This window comes from Variovorax sp. Soil_C_33 (genome assembly GCF_057656935.1).
In genome coordinates, this window is the sequence record NZ_JBDGJK010000030.1 from 1 (window position 1) to 16,594 (window position 16,594).

The 16,594-nt window shown below is 66.5% G+C and carries 16 protein-coding genes; 11 read left to right on the top strand and 5 right to left on the bottom strand.

The features are described 5' to 3' along the window. Positions 1-212 precede the first annotated feature (212 nt). From AC3A6B_RS29215 to AC3A6B_RS29225, 3 genes are read left to right on the top strand one after another with little or no spacing between them, the layout of a single operon-like run. Positions 213-788 (top strand): RNA polymerase sigma factor, encoded by a 576-nt coding sequence (locus AC3A6B_RS29215; RefSeq protein ID WP_487840131.1) that lies wholly within the window; start codon positions 213-215, stop codon positions 786-788. Between the two features lie 22 nt (positions 789-810). Then, on the top strand, positions 811-1,569 hold the full coding sequence (locus AC3A6B_RS29220) for an anti-sigma factor (protein ID WP_487840132.1): 759 nt from the start codon (positions 811-813) through the stop codon (positions 1,567-1,569). 1 nt (position 1,570) lies between these two features. Next, on the top strand, positions 1,571-2,317 hold the full coding sequence (locus tag AC3A6B_RS29225; RefSeq protein WP_487840133.1) for an SGNH/GDSL hydrolase family protein: 747 nt from the start codon (positions 1,571-1,573) through the stop codon (positions 2,315-2,317). On the opposite strand, the gene AC3A6B_RS29230 is transcribed toward AC3A6B_RS29225, so the two are convergent. The 5 genes from AC3A6B_RS29230 to AC3A6B_RS29250 form a co-directional block, all read right to left on the bottom strand. Then, on the bottom strand, positions 2,314-2,943 hold the full coding sequence (locus AC3A6B_RS29230) for a hypothetical protein (protein ID WP_487840134.1): 630 nt from the start codon (positions 2,941-2,943) through the stop codon (positions 2,314-2,316). The genes AC3A6B_RS29225 and AC3A6B_RS29230 overlap by 4 nt on opposite strands. A 56-nt stretch (positions 2,944-2,999) precedes the next feature. Then, a complete protein-coding gene (locus AC3A6B_RS29235; protein ID WP_487840135.1) occupies positions 3,000-3,368 on the bottom strand; it encodes a hypothetical protein in 369 nt (122 codons plus the stop codon). 424 nt (positions 3,369-3,792) lie between these two features. Next, entirely contained in the window at positions 3,793-4,302 is a 510-nt protein-coding gene (locus AC3A6B_RS29240) for a hypothetical protein (protein ID WP_487840136.1), read from the bottom strand. A 95-nt stretch (positions 4,303-4,397) separates the two neighbouring features. After that, complete coding sequence (opgC, locus tag AC3A6B_RS29245; RefSeq protein ID WP_487840137.1) at positions 4,398-5,549, bottom strand: OpgC domain-containing protein; 1,152 nt, start codon at positions 5,547-5,549, stop codon at positions 4,398-4,400. 50 nt (positions 5,550-5,599) lie between these two features. Continuing rightward, a complete protein-coding gene (locus AC3A6B_RS29250; protein ID WP_487840138.1) occupies positions 5,600-6,844 on the bottom strand; it encodes a glycosyltransferase family 4 protein in 1,245 nt (414 codons plus the stop codon). A 34-nt stretch (positions 6,845-6,878) separates the two neighbouring features. Here AC3A6B_RS29250 and AC3A6B_RS29255 point away from each other — a divergent pair, with 34 nt between their 5' ends. The 8 genes from AC3A6B_RS29255 (at position 6,879) to AC3A6B_RS29290 (ending at position 16,586) form a co-directional block, all read left to right on the top strand. Then, on the top strand, positions 6,879-12,890 hold the full coding sequence (locus AC3A6B_RS29255) for an alpha-2-macroglobulin family protein (protein WP_487840139.1): 6,012 nt from the start codon (positions 6,879-6,881) through the stop codon (positions 12,888-12,890). Further along, positions 12,887-13,522 carry an immunity protein Imm33 domain-containing protein gene (locus AC3A6B_RS29260; RefSeq protein ID WP_487840140.1) on the top strand — a complete coding sequence of 212 codons (636 nt, stop codon included), beginning with the start codon at positions 12,887-12,889 and terminating at the stop codon, positions 13,520-13,522. Before AC3A6B_RS29255 ends, AC3A6B_RS29260 begins: the two co-directional genes overlap by 4 nt. A 33-nt stretch (positions 13,523-13,555) precedes the next feature. Beyond that, on the top strand, positions 13,556-14,152 hold the full coding sequence (locus AC3A6B_RS29265) for a hypothetical protein (protein ID WP_487840141.1): 597 nt from the start codon (positions 13,556-13,558) through the stop codon (positions 14,150-14,152). 168 nt (positions 14,153-14,320) lie between these two features. Then, positions 14,321-14,899 (top strand): GNAT family N-acetyltransferase, encoded by a 579-nt coding sequence (locus AC3A6B_RS29270; protein WP_487840142.1) that lies wholly within the window; start codon positions 14,321-14,323, stop codon positions 14,897-14,899. A 79-nt stretch (positions 14,900-14,978) separates the two neighbouring features. Continuing rightward, on the top strand, positions 14,979-15,284 hold the full coding sequence (locus AC3A6B_RS29275) for a DUF1330 domain-containing protein (RefSeq protein WP_487840143.1): 306 nt from the start codon (positions 14,979-14,981) through the stop codon (positions 15,282-15,284). 11 nt (positions 15,285-15,295) lie between these two features. Beyond that, the gene (locus tag AC3A6B_RS29280) at positions 15,296-15,685 is read left to right on the top strand and encodes a RidA family protein (RefSeq protein WP_487840144.1); all 390 of its coding nucleotides are present in this window, start codon (positions 15,296-15,298) and stop codon (positions 15,683-15,685) included. A gap of 3 nt (positions 15,686-15,688) precedes the next feature. Continuing rightward, complete coding sequence (locus tag AC3A6B_RS29285) at positions 15,689-16,192, top strand: DinB family protein (protein ID WP_487840145.1); 504 nt, start codon at positions 15,689-15,691, stop codon at positions 16,190-16,192. Positions 16,193-16,214: 22 nt separating this feature from the next. Next, positions 16,215-16,586, top strand: a complete 372-nt coding sequence (locus AC3A6B_RS29290; protein ID WP_487840146.1) for a cupin domain-containing protein — start codon at positions 16,215-16,217, stop codon at positions 16,584-16,586. Positions 16,587-16,594 lie beyond the last annotated feature (8 nt).

Genomic DNA, 16,594 nt, shown 5'->3' on the forward strand with positions numbered 1-16,594 from the left:
CGAGGCCCCCTTCATCCCCCGTACCTCCGCTACCGCAGTCGATCAGCGAGGGGGAGGCGTCCATACCATCTCCTTGGGTCTGAGGGTGCTGAGGGAGGGGAAGCTCACCCCTCATACGCGGCATCGGCGCGGCCGGATTCAGCCCGTCTTGAATCCGTCGGGTTGCCGCTGCCGTATCGTCCCTATGAAAACCGATGCTCCACAATCCGCGCATGCCTGCACCCAGCCCCGACGCCGAACTGATGGCACTGATCGACCGCATCGGCCGGCGCGACGAAGCGGCGCTGCGCTTGCTCTACGACCGCACCGCGCCCAAGCTCTTCGGCCTGGCGATGCGCGTCGTGCGGCAGCGCGAGTGGGCCGAGGACGTGCTGCAGGAATCCTTCCTGACCATCTGGCGCGTGGCCGGCGACTACCGCGCCTCGCTGAGTCCGCCGCTGGCCTGGCTGGGACTCATCGTGCGCAGCCGCTCGCTCGACCTGCTGCGCCGCCGCACCGCCGACCGCGCCCAGATGACGCAGGAGTTCGACGACGTGATGGCCGACACCCTCGAGTCCGATGCGCCGAACCCGATGGACGCCGCGGACGCCAGCGAGCAGGCCTGGGCGCTGCACCAGTGCCTGAGCCAGCTCGAAGGCCGGCAGCGCGAGGTGTTGAGCCTGGCCTATCTGCGCGACCTCAGCCACGGCGAACTGGCCGAGCAGCTGAAGCTGCCACTCGGCACCGTCAAGACCTGGATCCGGCGCGGCCTGGAGAAGCTTCGCACCTGCATGCATCGCTTCGCATGAAGAAGACAGCCGCAGCACCACCATGAACCTGCCCGCCAATCCTCAACTGCTCGACCTGCTGGCCGCGAGCCATGCGCTCGGCACCCTGCGCGGCGGCGCCCGCCGGCGCTTCGAGGCCATCGCACGCGAACAGGCGCCGGTGCGCGCCGCGGCGCTGGTCTGGCAAGGCCGGCTCGCGAGCATGGCCGAGCTGCAAGAGCCGGTGGTGCCCGATGCCGCCGTCTGGACCCGCATCCGCAACCTGATCGAAGCCGAGCAGGAGCAGCAGGCCATCGCGCGCCAGCGCGCCGTGCCGGCCACGCCAGAAGCGGCGCCGCCCAAGGCCGGCTGGCTGCGCAGCCTGGCGCTCTGGCGCGGCGCGGCGGCGGCCGGCGCACTCGCCACCGTGATGGCGGTGCTGGTTGGCGTGAACCTCAACGAACAGCTGCGCAATGCGCCGGCCGTGCAGTACGTCGCCGTGCTGTCGGACGACCAGGCGGCCCCGTCCATGCTGGTGACCTTCGACCCGAAGAACCGGCAACTGGTCTTGCAACGCGTCGGCGGCTTCCGCGAAGGCGAAGACAAGTCGCTGCAACTGTGGGCGCTGCCGCCCGGCGGCGCACCGCGCTCGCTCGGCGTGCTCGGCCGCGACGCGGCGCTCAAGCTGACAGCGCAAGAAGCCGACATGCGCGCCGTGCCGGCGCTGGCCATCAGCCTCGAACCCAAGGGCGGCGTGCCCAGCGAGCGCGGGCCGACCGGGCCGGTGCTGTTCAAGGGACCGCTCATCGAGAAGACGCTTTGAGATGAACCTTGTTGCTGTTGCCGCCACCCGCTTCGCCCTCCTCCTTCCGCTTGCACTGCTGCTGACGGTGCTGCCGTCGCAGGCGCAGCCCATCGCCGCGGATACGGCACCCTCGCCGGCCTACCTGGCCGCCCAGAGCCGCTGGCAGAGCGAACTCGCCGCCTTCGCGCGTGCCGACAAGCAGAACCCGCCCGCCGAGGGCGGCGTGCTCTTCGTCGGCAGCTCCACCATCCGCTTCTGGACCAAGCTCGCGCAGGACTTCCCGCAATTGCCAGTGGTCATCAACCGCGGCTTCGGCGGCTCGACCATGACCGACTGCAGCTACTTCGCCCGCGAACTCGTGGTGCGCTACAAGCCGCGCCACGTGTTCATCTACGCCGGCGACAACGACCTGGCCGAGGGTCACACGCCGCTACAGATACTGGAGAGCTTCGCCCGCTTCGCGAACGTCGTGCGCGCCGAACTGCCGGACACGCGCATCAGCTACATCTCGATCAAGCCCAGCCCCTCGCGCGAGAAGCTGCTGCCGCAGATGCGCGAGACCAACGACATCATCGGGGCGTATTTGAACCGGCTGCCGAACAGCGAGTACATCGATATCTTTACGCCGATGCTGGGGGCGGATGGAAGGCCGCGGGCGGAGTTGTTCCGCGGGGACATGCTGCACCTCAATGACGAGGGGTACAGGTTGTGGCGGTCGGTGATTGCGGGGTATCTGCCCGCGACAGCATCTGCTGTCGTGCCCTAGACCGATCGCTCCAGCAGGAAAGTGCCGCTCATCCTGGTGCGGGACAGTCCCTCGATCACTTCCGTAGGCACAGGAACCGGAGCATCCGGCGCCGTGGCATCCGTCACGGCCAGAACGCATGCAGCATTGCCGGTCCAGATGAACTCCACGGTGTAGGCGCGGCCCTGCTCCGGAGTGAAGCGCATCACAGCAGGCCCGCAATGGCCGAAGCGGGCGCGCGCGCCGTGTCCGTCCTGGATGTAGCCGTATCCACGCACCTGGCGGGGAACGCCCGGCTTGGCTTCGTGAACAAGATAGGGCTGTTGCCCGGTCACTGCGCTTCGCGTGCGCTCATTCATTCTGGCAATCCACGGAAGCACGATACCGCGGCCGCTGTAAGCCACGTAGCCGGAGGGCACGAAGTCCCGGCAGACCTGTGGCGAGGCGCTGACCGAAAAGTGAGCGGGATAGCCGGCGCCGCGGGCCCGCAGGACCAACTTCGCCGTGCCAGGTTCAACCAAGCGAAGCGCCTCGTAGCCATTGTTGGCGCGCTCGTCGGCAGCCGCGGTTTCGGGGTTGATGTCGCGGTAGGCGCGTGCGGTCAATGTGCAGGCGGTGGCTACCAGAAAGAGAGCTGCTGGTCTCATGAGGAGGACAGGTTGAGGTGGGTGATGGGAGATAGTTGCCGCGGCACCCTCGAGGCTCAACGGGCTGAAGGCAACTCGAAGGCGTGACCCATGGTTGTGGTCTTGAACAAGCGGAATATCGCCCGGTCGACATCAATGCCGGGCGACTCCTTCTGCACATCTCTCAGATAGCTTGCGAAGTCGTTCTGGCTATCCAGGTAGAAGCGCCACGGCATGGGGTTCTGGAAGCAATCCAAAGCGAAATGACCGATGTAGACGATCTCGCCGACGCTGACAGTGAAGCTACCGCCTTTCGACGTCCCCGCCGAAACAAGTTCGCCTCGCTCGGCCTTGAAATACCCGACCTTCGAGACGCTTTTCGCGACTCTCACGCTGAATGCGCTGAGAAGATATTCACCCGGCTCGACAAGAAAGGCGTAGTTCACGAAGGGCGAATTCGCGGCGGCAGGAAAGATCGATCTGTCCTCAATGACCAAATCTGCTTACTGCCACCGCCACCGCCGCACGCATGGAGGAGAAGGAGTGACAGCAGCAAGGGAACGAAGATCTTTTTGCTTTCCATGTGAACACGTGATGCATCGCAGGCGCAGCGGCGCGTCTGAAGTCGAGGTCGACGTAGCAACGAGCACGTGTTCGATGGAGGGGCTTCAGTCCCGTGCCTTCCCTGATTCGCATCGCCCGGCCTGCATGTTGTGATGGCGCGGCGGGCAATTCTGGGGCGTTGCGCCCCCAGCAAAATCTGATCAATTGTCGCGATGCGGATCGATGCTTCCCGCACCGACCGGCGGTCTCGTTTTCAGGTGCGCGTGCTTTTCATGTGGACGCGGCGTGCTGCGCGATGCCGTCTGCTCACTGCCCACCCGTCATCCTCGCACTCACCTCCGAATACTTCGCCTGCCCCGCCACCAGCACCACGGTCGCGCTCTGCTGGCTGGTCATGCGCAGGCCGCGCCCGCCCAGGTTTATTTCCTCGATCACGTCCGCCTCCATGCCTGCACTCTTGCCATCCGCCGCGATGGCGATGGAGCGCACGTTCACGCTGGTGCTCACCTCCACGTTGGCAGGCATGGCCGCGTAGCCCAGCTTCAGATACTCGCACCATTGCGGCTTGTCGAAGCGCTTGATGTCCGAACCCGTGAAGCGCACCTCGACGAGTCGGATCTTCGCGTCGTCGGTGAGCTGGCTGCACAAGGCAGTGGCATCGCGCTGCGCGGCGGCGCGTGCGCCTGCACTGGCGAGGCTCCGGATCATGGGTTCGTCGAGCTTGCTGGGCACGCGCGGCGAACAGGCCACGAGCGCGAGCAGGGCCAACAGGTAGCCGCCGGCCCGCAGCGGTCTTGCGTTCAGTTCGATGGTCATATTTCTCCTCTCCGCGATGTTGTCGTGAACCAGTGCCCGGCCTGGCCTGCGCCGCTCGCGCGCCGGAATTTCCATCGGCTTGTGTGAACTAATGCTCAGTCCGGCCAGACGGTGGGAGCGTCGTCGTTCTTGTCCCGGGCCCGGGCCCGGCGCCCCAGCCAGAGCGCGGTGCGTGCAACCGCGTAGAGCCAGCCGAGCACCGCCCCCAGCAGCAGCACATCGCCCCACCAGGGCCGCGCCAGCTGGCTGTCGCCATAGAAGGCCAGCACGAGCAGCACCGCCACCAAGTGCGCGCAGAAAACCGGCAGCGAAGCCGAGCCCATGGCTTCGAGCGCATGCAGCCGCGGGATGCGCCGCATGAAGGCCGGCCCGAATCGCACCGCGAGGATGCCGAGCACCACGAGGTTGACGATGCGCAGGGGCCCGAGCTGCCACTTGTCGAACAGCAGGTTCATCCGTTCGTCGCCGCCGAAGGGCGCCTGGCCATTGATGCCGTGGTGCCGCCACCAGAAGCCGTAGAGCGCTGCCGCCGCGGCCAGCGCCACCAGCCAGTTCGGAAACCGGAACGGCTTGGCATCGGGCGCGTTGCGGCTCGCCCCCATCCACAGCCCCGCGAACCACAGGAATTGCCAGGCGAAGGCATTGAAGGCCCCCATCTCATGGAAGGGCACGGACAGGCCGAGATAGCGCACCGCCTGTTCGTAGAGCCACTCGCTGAGCCCAAATTGCGCCAGCGCCCACAGCGTCGCGCTGGCGACCACCACGCCGGTCCAGCCGTGGCGCATCGCAAAGGCCAGCACCCACGGGCTCATCAGCATGAAGAAGATGTACATCGGCAGGATGTCGAGCAGGGCCGGCTCGTACACCAGCAGCAGCGAGAAGACGAAGGCCTCGGACGGATCGGCGAGGTAGTAGGAGAGCAGGTTCGTCACCGCCGGCTGGTCGATGCGCGTGCCGACCGTGCCGATGATGGTGAAGAGGAAGAGCAGCGTCGCCGCCTGCGCCATGTAGACCTTGAGCGCGCGCCGCCAGAAGGCGCGGCGCATCGAATCGACGCCCTGCCGCTGCCCGATGCGGGTGTAGACCAGCCCGGCGACGAAGGCCGACAGCACGACGAAGCCCTCGGCCGCCGAGACGAAGCCGAAGGGCTGCCCCAGCGGATCGGTGAAGCGCGTCGGCAAGTGGGTGACCGTCATCAGCACGAGCATCAAGCCGCGCAGCGCATCGATTTCCCAGTAGCGATTCATCGGAGGGGTGCCGGGCGTCAGGGGCCCCAGCGGTCAGGCAGGTGGATTCGCTACGGCGCTAGCTTGCGGATCGCGTCGATCACGACGTGGCTGTAGTTGGGCCAGGTGTAGCTGGCCGCGTGCTGCATCGCCGCCTCTTTCATCGCCGGCAGCTCCTGCCGGTTCTGGTTGAACCAGGACAGCTTCTCGGCGATCTTCTCGGGCGAGCGGATGGGCACCAGGAAGCCGGTCTTGCCCTCGATCACGAGATCCTCGCCGCCCGTGTTGGGCGTGATGACCACCGGCAGGCCCTGGCTCATCGCCTCCTGCATCACCAGCGCGCGCCCTTCGTAGAGCGAGGGCAGGCAGAACACGTCGCAGCTGCGCATCAGCTTCAGCACCTCGGAGTGCGGGCGGCCCTTCTCGTACGTGAAGCCGGGGCACTGGCTGCGGTAGAAGTCCAGGTCGGTGAGCAGGGAGCCCATGGCGATCAGCTCGATGTTCTCGCCCTTGAGCAATTGCATGGCCTGGAACAGGTCGGCCAGCCCCTTGCGCTGGCCCATGGAGCCCACGAAGAGCACACGCAGCGGACGCGAGGGGTCGACCGCCTCGCGCGACGGCGCACCGGTCGACGCCGGCGAGCCGAAGGGCGACAGCACCTTGGTTTTCTGCGCAGCCCACGACGGCAGCGAATCGGCCACGAAGCGGCTGGGCACCACCACCAGGTCGGCCAGCGCCAGCTCCTGCGCCTTGCGCTCCAGCTTGGCCGGCGAGTCGGACATGCCGCCGCCCATGGCGCCGGCCCAGGCCGGCAGGCGCTGCAGTTCGTCCTCCATCAGCCGGCGACCTACCTCCCAGTAGGAAATGGGCAGGTCGTAGACGCATTTCAGGTCCAGCGACTTCGCGGCCTTGAAGGTGTCGAGGGCGGAGTCCTCGTAGGTGTAGACGGCGCCCAGGCCATGCTGCTGGTGCACCTTCGGCAAGACGCCGGCGGTGAAGCGATCGAAATCCTGCAGCACGCCGTCGATGGAAGCAAAGCCTTCCTCGTGGCGCAGCGGATAGCCCCAGCCGATCTTGTTGCACACCGTCCGCGCCACCTCACGCCAGGGGTGCTGCAGGATCTTCTCGCGCGGCACCTTGAAGCGCCGCCGCAGCAGGTCGCGGCTCAGGCCCTCCGGCACCAGCTTCAGTGCGAGGCTGTCCGGCGACACGGCGAGCGTGGTCGAGAAGCGGGCCAGCATGCCGGCTGTTTCCAAGCCATCGAGCATCGCGCGAACATTCTGGTTGCCTGCAGGGTGGCTCAACAACAGTTTCATATCGATCGATCATAGTGGAGGCACATGGCGTGCCATGGCGCTTGCGCCCAGTTGCGCTACGCTCGCGCCCCGAAGGAGAAGTCTGTTGAAAACGAGAACGACAACGCGCGCCCTCGCGGCCGCCGCACTGGCCTTTATCTCTCTCGGCGCCCATGCGCTGCAGATCACCAGCCTCACGCCGCAGGGCGAGGTGGCGCGCATCCGGCAAGTGGTGACCAAGTTCGACCAGGCGGCCATCAACTTCGGCGACCCCAAGGCCCCCGCCCCGCTGGCCGTGAGCTGCACCGACGCGCAGGCGGCCAAGGGCACCGGCCGCTGGACCGGCGAGAAGCAGTGGGTGTACGACTTCGAGAACGACCTGCCGCCCGGCGTGCGCTGCACGGTGACGCGGGTGAGTTCCTTCAAGTCGGCTTCCGGCGCCGACCTGACCGGTCCGGAGCGCTACCAGTTCAACAGCGGCGGTCCCTTCGTGCGCAACCACCAGCCGAGCTACGGCAAGATCGACGAAGAGCAGCAGTTCATGCTCGAGCTCAACGGGGCGGCCACGCAGGAGAGCGTGCGCGAAAACGTCTGGTGCCAGGCCGACGGCGTCGGCGAGCGCATCCCGGTCAGGCTCATCGAAGGCGAGCAGCGCACCGCCCTGCTCAAGGCCTTCGGCCGCGACAAGGAAGCCGAGAAGACGCCGCTGCGCTTCGTCACGCTGCAATGCAACCGCACGCTGACGCCGGGCGGGCGCCTGCAGCTGGTCTACGGCAAGGGCGTCGCCACGCCCTCGGGCGTGGTCAACAACATCGAGCGGCGGCTCAACTTCGAGGTGCGCGAGCCCTTCGCCGTCTCCTTCACCTGCGAGCGCGAGAACGCGCAGTCGGCCTGCCTGCCGCTCAAGCCGATGGTGCTGCAGTTCAATGCGCCGGTGTCGCGCAAGCTGGCGGCGCAGATCACGCTCAAAGGCAGTGGCAAGACGATCAAGCCGAAGTTCGACGACGAGAACGCGGCCGAGGATGCGGTGGTCGACTCGGTGAGCTTCCCGCCGCCCTTCGCCGAGCAGACGCCCTTCACGATCGAGCTGCCGGCGAAGTTCGTGGATGCCTCGGGCCGCGCGCTGGCATCGCCCGACAGCTTTCCGCTCAAGGTTTCGACCGGCGCCATGCCGCCGCTGGCCAAGTTCGCCGCCTCGCCCTTCGGCGTGGTGGAGCGGCTGGCCGAACCCGGCGGCACGGCGCTCATGCCGGTGACGGTGCGGCGCGTCGAGCCCGCGCTGCAGGTGCAGGCGCTCACGCCGGCCAAGGTCAGCGACATGAGCCCGAAGACCGACGCCGAGATCATCGCGTGGTTCCGCAAGGTCCGCCGCTACGACACCAACTACACGGTCGACCGCAAGCAGGCGGCACGCGACGTGAAGGGCGCGCTGCCCAAGGTGATCGACAAGGAGGACCGCGAGCGCATCCAGACCCGCATGGTCTCGCTGCTCGGCGGCCAGGCCCACGTGAAGACGCTGGACATGCCCAAGGCCGAAGGTGGCGACCCACGCCCCTTCGAGGTGATCGGCATCCCGCTCAGCCCGGGCTTCCACGTGCTCGAGATCGCATCGCAGAAGCTCGGCGACGCGCTGCTCGACGAGCGCTACGGCACCGGCCGCACGATGTACGTGCGCACCACCGCGCTGGCCACCAACCTCGCGGTGCACTTCAAGCTGGGGCGCGAAAATGCTGTGGCCTGGGTCACGACGCTGGACAAGGGCAAGGTGGTGGCCAACGCCGCCGTGCGCGTCTCGGACTGCAATGGCCGCGAAGTGGCCGCGGGCATGACGGATGCGCGCGGCCTGGTGCAACTGAGGGGCATCGCGCCGGATGCACCGAGCTGCTCCAGCCCGAACAGTGAAGATGGCGACTACAGCAGCGACGCCTACTTCGTGAGCGCCCGCGCGAAAGACGACAAGGGCGTGGAAGACCTCGCCTTCACCTGGAGCGACTGGCAGCGCGGCATCGAGCCCTGGCGCTTCAACGTGCCGACCAGCCTGGAGCCGCAGCCCGACCGCGTCGCCCACACGGTGTTCGACCGCAGCCTGCTGCGCGCCGGCGAAACGGTGTCGATGAAGCACCTGATCCGCACCCAGACCAGCATGGGCTTCGGGCTGCCGGACACCCTGCCCGACACGCTGGTCGTCACGCACGTGGGCAGCGGCCAGCAATACACACAGCCGCTGAAGTGGCGCAAGACCGCGACCGGCGGGCAGAGCGGCGAGAACACCTTCGCGATTCCGCCGGCGGCCAAGCTCGGCGTCTACCAGGTCGAGCTCAGGAGCGGCAAGGATGGCGACCAAGGCAGCTACAGCACCGGCCAATTCCGCGTCGAGGAATTCCGCCTGCCGGTGCTCGAAGGCCGCATCGCGCCCAGCGAGAAGAAGCCGCTGGTGGCCGCGACCTCGCTGCCCACCGAGGTGCAGATCAACTACGTGGCCGGCGGCGCCGCGGCCAACCTGCCGGTGCGCGTGTCGGCGGCCGTGCGAGCCAAGAGCCTCTCGTTCGCCGACTTCGATGCCTTCAGCTTCTCGCCGCCGCGCAAGGATGGCCTGATCGCGGTCGACGCAGAAGAATCCGATTCGGCCGCGCAGGACCTGCGCGTGATCGCCGACAAGCTGCCGCTCACGCTCGACAAGAACGGCGCCGGCAAGCTCACGATCGAGAAGTTTCCGCTCGCCAAGGCGACGCCGCGCGAGCTGCTGCTCGAAGCGACCTACTCCGATCCGAACGGCGAAGTGCAGACCTTGCGCAGCGTGCAGACGCTGTGGCCCGCGGCCGTGATCGCCGGCATCAAGACCGAGGGCTGGGTCTCGACCAGTCAGAAGCTCAAGTTCCAGGCGTTGGCGCTCGACCTTACGGGCAAGCCGCAGGAAGGCGTGACGCTCAACGTGCGTGCCATCGCGCGCATCACCACCACCAGCCGCAAGCGCATGGTGGGCGGCTTCTACACCTACGACAACAAGACCGAGGTGAAGGAGATCGGCACCGTGTGCAGCGGCAAGAGCGATGCGCGCGGCCTGCTCTTGTGCGAGGCCGAGCTCAAGGAAGCCGGCCAGGTCGAACTGATCGCCAGCGCCACCGATAAGGACGGCCGCGACAGCCGCGCCGCGAGCTCGGTCTACGTCACCAGGCAGGGCGAGCTCTGGTTCGGCGGCGAGGACCACGACCGCATCGACGTGCTGCCCGAGAAGAAGAGCTACCAGCCCGGCGAGACGGCCAAGTTCCAGGTGCGCAGCCCCTTCCGCTTTGCGACCGCGCTGGTGTCGGTGGAGCGCGAGGGCGTGATCGAGACGCAGGTGGTGCAGCTCAATGGGCAGGACCCGACGGTGAGCCTGCGGGTCAAGCCCGAGTGGGGGCCCAACGCCTATGTGAGCGTGCTCGCGCTGCGCGGGCGGCTGCGCGAAGTGCCGTGGTACAGCTTCTTCACCTGGGGCTTCAAGGCGCCGCGCGAATGGTGGACCGCCTTCTGGTACGAGGGCAAAGAGTACGTGGCGCCGACCGCGCTGGTCGACCTGAGCAAGCCGGCCTACCGGCTCGGCCTGGCCGAGATCCGCGTCGGCACGCAGGCGCACCAGATCGAGGTCAAGGTGGCGAGCGACAAGCCCAGCTACCCGGTGCGCGGCAAGGCGCTGGTCACCATCTCGGCCAAGCTGCCCGACGGCAAGCCCGCCGCCGGCGCCGAGGTCGCGCTGGCCGCGGTCGACCAGGCGCTCTTGGAGCTGATGCCCAACGACAGCTGGAAGCTGCTCGAAGCGATGCTGCAGCGGCGCAGCTGGGGCGTGAGCACCTCGACCGCGCAGATGGAAATCGTCGGCCGCCGGCACTACGGCCGCAAGGCCGTGCCTGCGGGCGGCGGCGGCGGCAAGGGCCAGACGCGCGAGCTGCTCGACACCCTGCTCTTGTGGAACCCCGCGGTGGTGCTCGACGCCAACGGGCAGGCCACGGTGACGGTGCCGCTCAACGATACGCTCACCACCTTCAAGATCGTCGCGGTGGCCGACGCTGGCACCGGCCTGTTCGGCACCGGCCAGACCTCGATCCAGGCCACGCAGGATCTGCAGATCGTCAGCGGCCTGCCGCCGCTGGTGCGCGAGGACGACCAGTTCCGGGCCCAGATCACGCTGCGCAACACGACGCAAAAGGCGATGAAGGTCGAGGCCACGCCGCGCGCCACGCTCATCAAGCTGGAGCCGCAGACGGTCGACATTCCGGCCGGCGAAGCGCGCGAGCTCGCCTGGAACGTGACGGCGCCCGCGCAGCTCGCGCAGACGCGCGCCGAAGCCCTCCTGTGGGAGATCGAGGCCAAGGACACGATCGGCGGCGCGCGCGATGCGCTCAAGCTGCGCCAGCGCATCGTGCCGGCCGTGCCGCTCACGGTGCAGCAGGCCACGCTGGTGCAGCTAGACGGGCCCTTCACGCTCGACGTGGCGCCGCCCGCCGACGCCCTGCCCGGCCGCGGCGGCCTGAAGCTTTCTCTGCAGCCCCGGCTGGCCGAAGGCCTGACGGGCGTGCGCGACTGGTTCGCCGCCTACCCCTATGCCTGCCTGGAGCAGAAGGCCAGCAAGTCCATCGGCCTGCGCGACGGCAAGGCCTGGCAGACGGTGGTGGCGCAGCTGCCGAGCTACCTCGACGGCGACGGCCTGGCCAACTACTTCCCGCCGCGCGACGGCGAGGCCAACCGCGGCAGCGACATCCTGACGGCGTACCTGCTCGCGGCCACGCACGAGGCCGCCGCGCTCGACCCGAGCTTCGCGCTGCCCGACGCGGCGCGCGCGCCGATGGAACAAGGCCTGATCGCCTTCGTCGAAGGCCGAATCCAGCGCGAGTTCTGGAGCCCGCAGAAGGACCTCGACGTGCGCAAGCTCGCCGCGCTCGAAGCGCTCTCGCGCTACGGCAAGGCGCAGGGCCGCATGGCCGGCAGCATCACCATCGCGCCCAACCAGTGGCCGACCAGCGCAGTGATCGACTGGCTCAACATCCTCAAGCGCGTGCCCGACGTGCCGCAGCGCCAGCAGCGCATGGCCGAGGCGGACAACGTGCTCAAGGCGCGCCTGTCCTATCAAGGCACCAAGCTGGTCTTCAGCACCGAGCGCGAGGACTACTGGTGGTGGCTGATGACCAACGGCGACGTCAACACCGCGCGCCTGCTGCTCACGGTGCTGGACGACCCGGCCTGGAAGGACGACATCGGCAAGCTGGCCGCCGGCTTCATCGGCCGCCAGCAGAACGGCGCCTGGCACACCACCACCGCCAACCTGTGGGGCGGACTGGCCCTGGAAAAATTCTCGAAGCAATTCGAAAGTGCGCCGGTCGCGGGCATCACCGCCGCCAACCTCGGTGCGATCAAGGCCCAGGTGGACTGGCGCAAGGTCGAGCGCATCAAGACCAGCGACGCCGGCGGCGCGCCGAACCAGACCACGGCCTTCGGCGCGCCCGCCGCGCCGGGCAACTTGCGCAACAACGCGATGTTCCTGCCCTGGCCGGCATCGAACGCGGCGCGCGACACCCTGCTGGTCACGCAGTCCGGCAGCGGCAAGCCCTGGCTCACGCTGCAGTCCATCGCCGCGGTGCAGCTGAAGGCGCCGTTCGCGGCCGGCTATGCGATCAAGAAAACCATCACCCCGGTCGAGCAAGCCGTGCCGGGCGTCTACACGCGCGGCGACGTGCTGCGCGTGAGCCTGGAAGTCAACGCCAGCGCCGACATGACCTGGGTCGCGATCACCGACCCGATCCCCGGCGGCGCCACCATCCTCGGCGGCGGCCTGGGCCGCGATTCGCAGATCGCCACGCAGGGCGAGAAGCGCACCGGCGCCGGCTGGCCGGCTTTCGAAGAACGCAGCTTCGAGGCTTTCCGCAGCTACTACCAGCACCTCCCGAAGGGGGTGGTGAAGGTGGAGTACACGGTGCGCCTGAACAATGTCGGGGACTTTGCGCTGCCGCCGAGCCGGGTCGAGGCGCTGTATGCGCCGGAGATGTTCGGGGAAGTGCCGAATGGGCGGGTGAAGGTGGAGGCGCCGAAGTGAAGGGCGGCCCGCGCATGCCGACATGGCAGCTTGAGAACGCCGACCTGATCGCGGCGGAGAACAGATACACCTTCTACAAGCCGCCGCAAGAGATCATTCAGAAAATCGCGGTCGGCGAAGTCGTCAAGCTGATCTTTCGATTCGAATCCGACGATCCTGAAGCGCCGTCGGCGGAGCGCATGTGGGTGCAGGTCGAAGAGATCGGCGCCGAGGGCTGCTTCAAGGGGCGTCTCGACAATGTTCCTCGCTACATCCCGGACCTCAAGCTTGGCGATCCGGTGGAGTTCCAGGCATGCCACATCATCAGCACCGAGCATGATGATGACGACAACCTCGTCGAGCGGTACATCAAGCGGTGCTTCGTCACGAATCGAGTTCTGCAGGATGGCGCGCAAATCGGCTACCTGTACCGCGAGACGCCGGATGAAGAGAAGGACAGCGGGTGGCGAATCACGGCCAACGACGAATCGGATGAGTACATGGACAACGCAAGGAACATCGCCTACGTCTCGCTGGGGGCCGTGCTGAGCAAGGACGACTCCATCGTCATGCTGCTGGACTCCTCGGTCGGTTCGACTTTCGTCCGCGACGCCGCAACCGGTCAGTTTGTTCCGGCCGCCGATGAAGGCTGACTCGCGCCGACCACGTCGCACCAGAAGCCGAACATGCCTGCCCTCAGAGTTTCCATCGACGGAACAGCGCTTGCGACTGTGTGCACCGACGGCTATGACGTCGTCTCCGTGCATGTGAGTGGAACTCGAGTCGACAAAATTCCTGCCGACCTTCACGTATCTGGCGGTAGCCATCCTGAGGACCGCGAATCCGCGTATCTCATGTGGGTCAACGATGTACCCGTGCAGCGGGGCCAGGTGGTCACGGTGTCGGTTCTCGAAACTGCGCCTACGAGCCATCCCGGAAAGACGATCGACGAGCTCTATCCACCGGCCGAACCTCTCGAAGTCATCGAAAACTTCAAACCCACTGAGGCGATGTTTGCCGAGTTGCGCAGCCGTCCCAGGCTGCAGGAAAAGCTCGCATTCAAACTGGAGTCCTCAGCAGGCACATGCTTCGCGGGCGAGCTTGCGCCCGAGGAGCACGGCTTCGGTTTTTCTGTTCTTTGGAACTCATTTCGCCCCAACCGCGTCAGCGTCTCGCTCCACGCCTACACACTGGAGGGCCTCCAGAACGGCGACCCGTTCAATAACCATGTGTCGGAGCGGCTCCAATCTGGAGGCATGGTGCGCTTTCAACTCATTGCCTAAACCTCATATGCCGCCCGAGCCACCGCCACTTGCACCACAAGCGTCTTGTGTCCGTGTCATCCGGTGCAGCAGAATTCACAATTGCCCCTGACCTTCCATTGAGCGGACGTGCCTGCATTCCTCCGCAAGCTGCTCATGTCGAATAGCTAGACGCCTCAAGCAAGCCCCATGAAACTCACAGTCCTGCCCCTCACGCCCGGGCGCTGGCCTGAGCTCGAAGCGCTGTTCAATGCCAAGGGGTGCTCGGTCGCTCGCGGGTGCTGGTGTATGCACTACCGCCGAAGCGGCGCTCGCGAAGCCCTGCCCTCGGGGACAACGCGTGCCCGTGCCGATCGCGCGGACCTGAAGGAACTCGTGGAAGCCGGCACGCCGCCAGGCCTCATCGGCTATCGCGGCAAAGTTCCGGTCGGCTGGGTATCGCTCGCGCCACGCGAGGAATATGCCAGGCTCAAGCGCTCACCCGTGATGAAGGCGGTTGACGACCAGCCCGTCTGGTCGATCATCTGTTTCGTCGTGCCATCCGAGTACCGCGGCCAGGGTGTCGCGCAGGCGCTCCTCGACGGAGCCATTGCCTACGCCAGGAGACGAGGCGCCACGCTGCTCGAGGCGTACCCCGTGGACAAACCCGGCCGCTCCGGCGACGATCAGATGTGGTTCGGTGCCAAGTCGATGTACGACCGCGCGGGTTTCAAGGAAGTTGCGCGTCGCAAGCCGCAGCGGCCGGTGGTGCGCCTCAAGCCCAGTTGAGCGTTTCCGCAATTTGAGAAGTTGCCGACCACCTCCCAGCCATTGAGCAAGACATTTCAGCAGCCGTAGGAGAAAGCAGATGCCGAAGGGATACTGGATCGCCCGCGTCGATGTCGCCGATACGGAGGCCTACAAGGCTTACGTCGCAGCCAACGCAAAACCATTTGCGATGTTTGGCGCACGCTTCCTCGTGCGCGCCGGCCGATTCGAGAACCCCGAGGGCACCAGCCGCACGCGCAACGTCGTGATCGAGTTCCCTTCGTACCAGGCCGCCCTGGACTGCTGGAAGTCCCCCGAATATCGGGAAGCGCTCAAACTGCGTGTGCCCGTCTCGACCATCGACCTGGTCATCATCGAGGGCTACGACGGTCCGCAACCGTCTTGATGGATACCCCCATGACCAGAAAACTCATCAGCTCCGGCTCCACCTTCGAGGAGCAGATCGGCTACTCGCGCGCCGTCGTCGATGGCGACTGGGTGTTTGTCTCTGGCACGACGGGCTTCGACTACGCAACGATGACGATCTCCAATGACGTGGTCGAACAGGCCGAGCAATGCCTGAAGAACATCGAGTCCGCGCTGCAGCAAGCAGACGCAAGCTTGAAGGACGTGGTTCGCGTCACCTACGTGCTGCCGAACGGCGCCGAGTTCGAATCATGCTGGCCGGTGCTGCGCAAGTACTTCGGCGAGGTGCGTCCCGCGGCGATGATGATCTCCGCAGGCCTGGCCGACCCGCGCATGAAAATCGAGATCGAAGTCACGGCCCGGAAGCGTTCGCAAGCCTGAGATATGAACCCCATCACGCTCCAAGCCCTCGAAAGCTTTCCGCAGCAGTTGGAGGCGCACTATGGCGCCATTCCTGCAGAGTTCAAGCATTGGGCACCGCCTTCCTGGGACGGCGTACCCAGCGAAGCGTTCACCGCCATCGAGCAGGTCTGCCATGTGCGCGACATCGAGATCGAGGGCTATCACGTGCGCTTCCAGCGCACGCTGAACGAGTCCAGCCCTTTGCTCGCATCCATCGAAAGCGAGGAGCTTGCCAAGTCGCGTGCCTATGCCACGGCCGATACGGCCGCCGTCTTCGCCTCTTTCAGGGAGGCGCGCGCGAAGACCCTGGCACTCATCGCCGGGCTGAGCGCCGAACAGTTCGATCGCACCGCGGAGTTCGAAGGCTACGGCCCGCTGACGCTGCGCAGCCTCGTTCACTATCTCTGCAGCCATGACCAGCAGCACCTGGCGGGGCTGCAATGGCTGCTCGGGAAGATCGAGGCCTCGCGTGTTCACGCCAGTTGACGCTCACCATCCGAAAGAATCCATGCCGAATGTCGCCTCCCCAAAGCAGATCGCCGCTTCGCTCGCCGAATTCTGGTCGCCGCGCGTCGTCGCGGAGGTCGACGACGCCTACATCAAGGTCGCCAAGGTTCAGGGCTCGCTGGCCTGGCACAGCCACGAGAACGAGGACGAGCTCTTCCTCGTGCTCAAGGGTCGTTTGCGCATCGAGATGGAAAGCGGCCCGATCGAGCTCGGCGAAGGCGAGATGTTCGTCGTTCAGAAGGGCGTGCGCCACAACCCGGTGGCCGAAGAGGAATGCCATCTGATGCTGATCGAGCGCAAGTCGACATTGCACACGGGCGACGTCGTCACCGAGAAGACTCGCTCACTTGACGAGCAACTGCGTCCCGTCTGAGCGACTGC

What these genes read in the sequence shown, in the direction of transcription:
- AC3A6B_RS29215 (WP_487840131.1), top strand. Translation starts at nt 213, where the DNA reads ATGCCTGCACCCAGCCCCGACGCCGAACTGATGGCACTGATCGACCGC.
- AC3A6B_RS29220 (WP_487840132.1), top strand. Translation starts at nt 811, where the DNA reads ATGAACCTGCCCGCCAATCCTCAACTGCTCGACCTGCTGGCCGCGAGC.
- AC3A6B_RS29225 (WP_487840133.1), top strand. Translation starts at nt 1,571, where the DNA reads ATGAACCTTGTTGCTGTTGCCGCCACCCGCTTCGCCCTCCTCCTTCCG.
- AC3A6B_RS29230 (WP_487840134.1), bottom strand. Translation starts at nt 2,943, where the DNA reads ATGAGACCAGCAGCTCTCTTTCTGGTAGCCACCGCCTGCACATTGACC.
- AC3A6B_RS29240 (WP_487840136.1), bottom strand. Translation starts at nt 4,302, where the DNA reads ATGACCATCGAACTGAACGCAAGACCGCTGCGGGCCGGCGGCTACCTG.
- opgC (WP_487840137.1), bottom strand. Translation starts at nt 5,549, where the DNA reads ATGAATCGCTACTGGGAAATCGATGCGCTGCGCGGCTTGATGCTCGTG.
- AC3A6B_RS29250 (WP_487840138.1), bottom strand. Translation starts at nt 6,844, where the DNA reads ATGAAACTGTTGTTGAGCCACCCTGCAGGCAACCAGAATGTTCGCGCG.
- AC3A6B_RS29255 (WP_487840139.1), top strand. Translation starts at nt 6,879, where the DNA reads ATGGCGCTTGCGCCCAGTTGCGCTACGCTCGCGCCCCGAAGGAGAAGT.
- AC3A6B_RS29265 (WP_487840141.1), top strand. Translation starts at nt 13,556, where the DNA reads ATGCCTGCCCTCAGAGTTTCCATCGACGGAACAGCGCTTGCGACTGTG.
- AC3A6B_RS29270 (WP_487840142.1), top strand. Translation starts at nt 14,321, where the DNA reads ATGAAACTCACAGTCCTGCCCCTCACGCCCGGGCGCTGGCCTGAGCTC.
- AC3A6B_RS29275 (WP_487840143.1), top strand. Translation starts at nt 14,979, where the DNA reads ATGCCGAAGGGATACTGGATCGCCCGCGTCGATGTCGCCGATACGGAG.
- AC3A6B_RS29280 (WP_487840144.1), top strand. Translation starts at nt 15,296, where the DNA reads ATGACCAGAAAACTCATCAGCTCCGGCTCCACCTTCGAGGAGCAGATC.
- AC3A6B_RS29285 (WP_487840145.1), top strand. Translation starts at nt 15,689, where the DNA reads ATGAACCCCATCACGCTCCAAGCCCTCGAAAGCTTTCCGCAGCAGTTG.
- AC3A6B_RS29290 (WP_487840146.1), top strand. Translation starts at nt 16,215, where the DNA reads ATGCCGAATGTCGCCTCCCCAAAGCAGATCGCCGCTTCGCTCGCCGAA.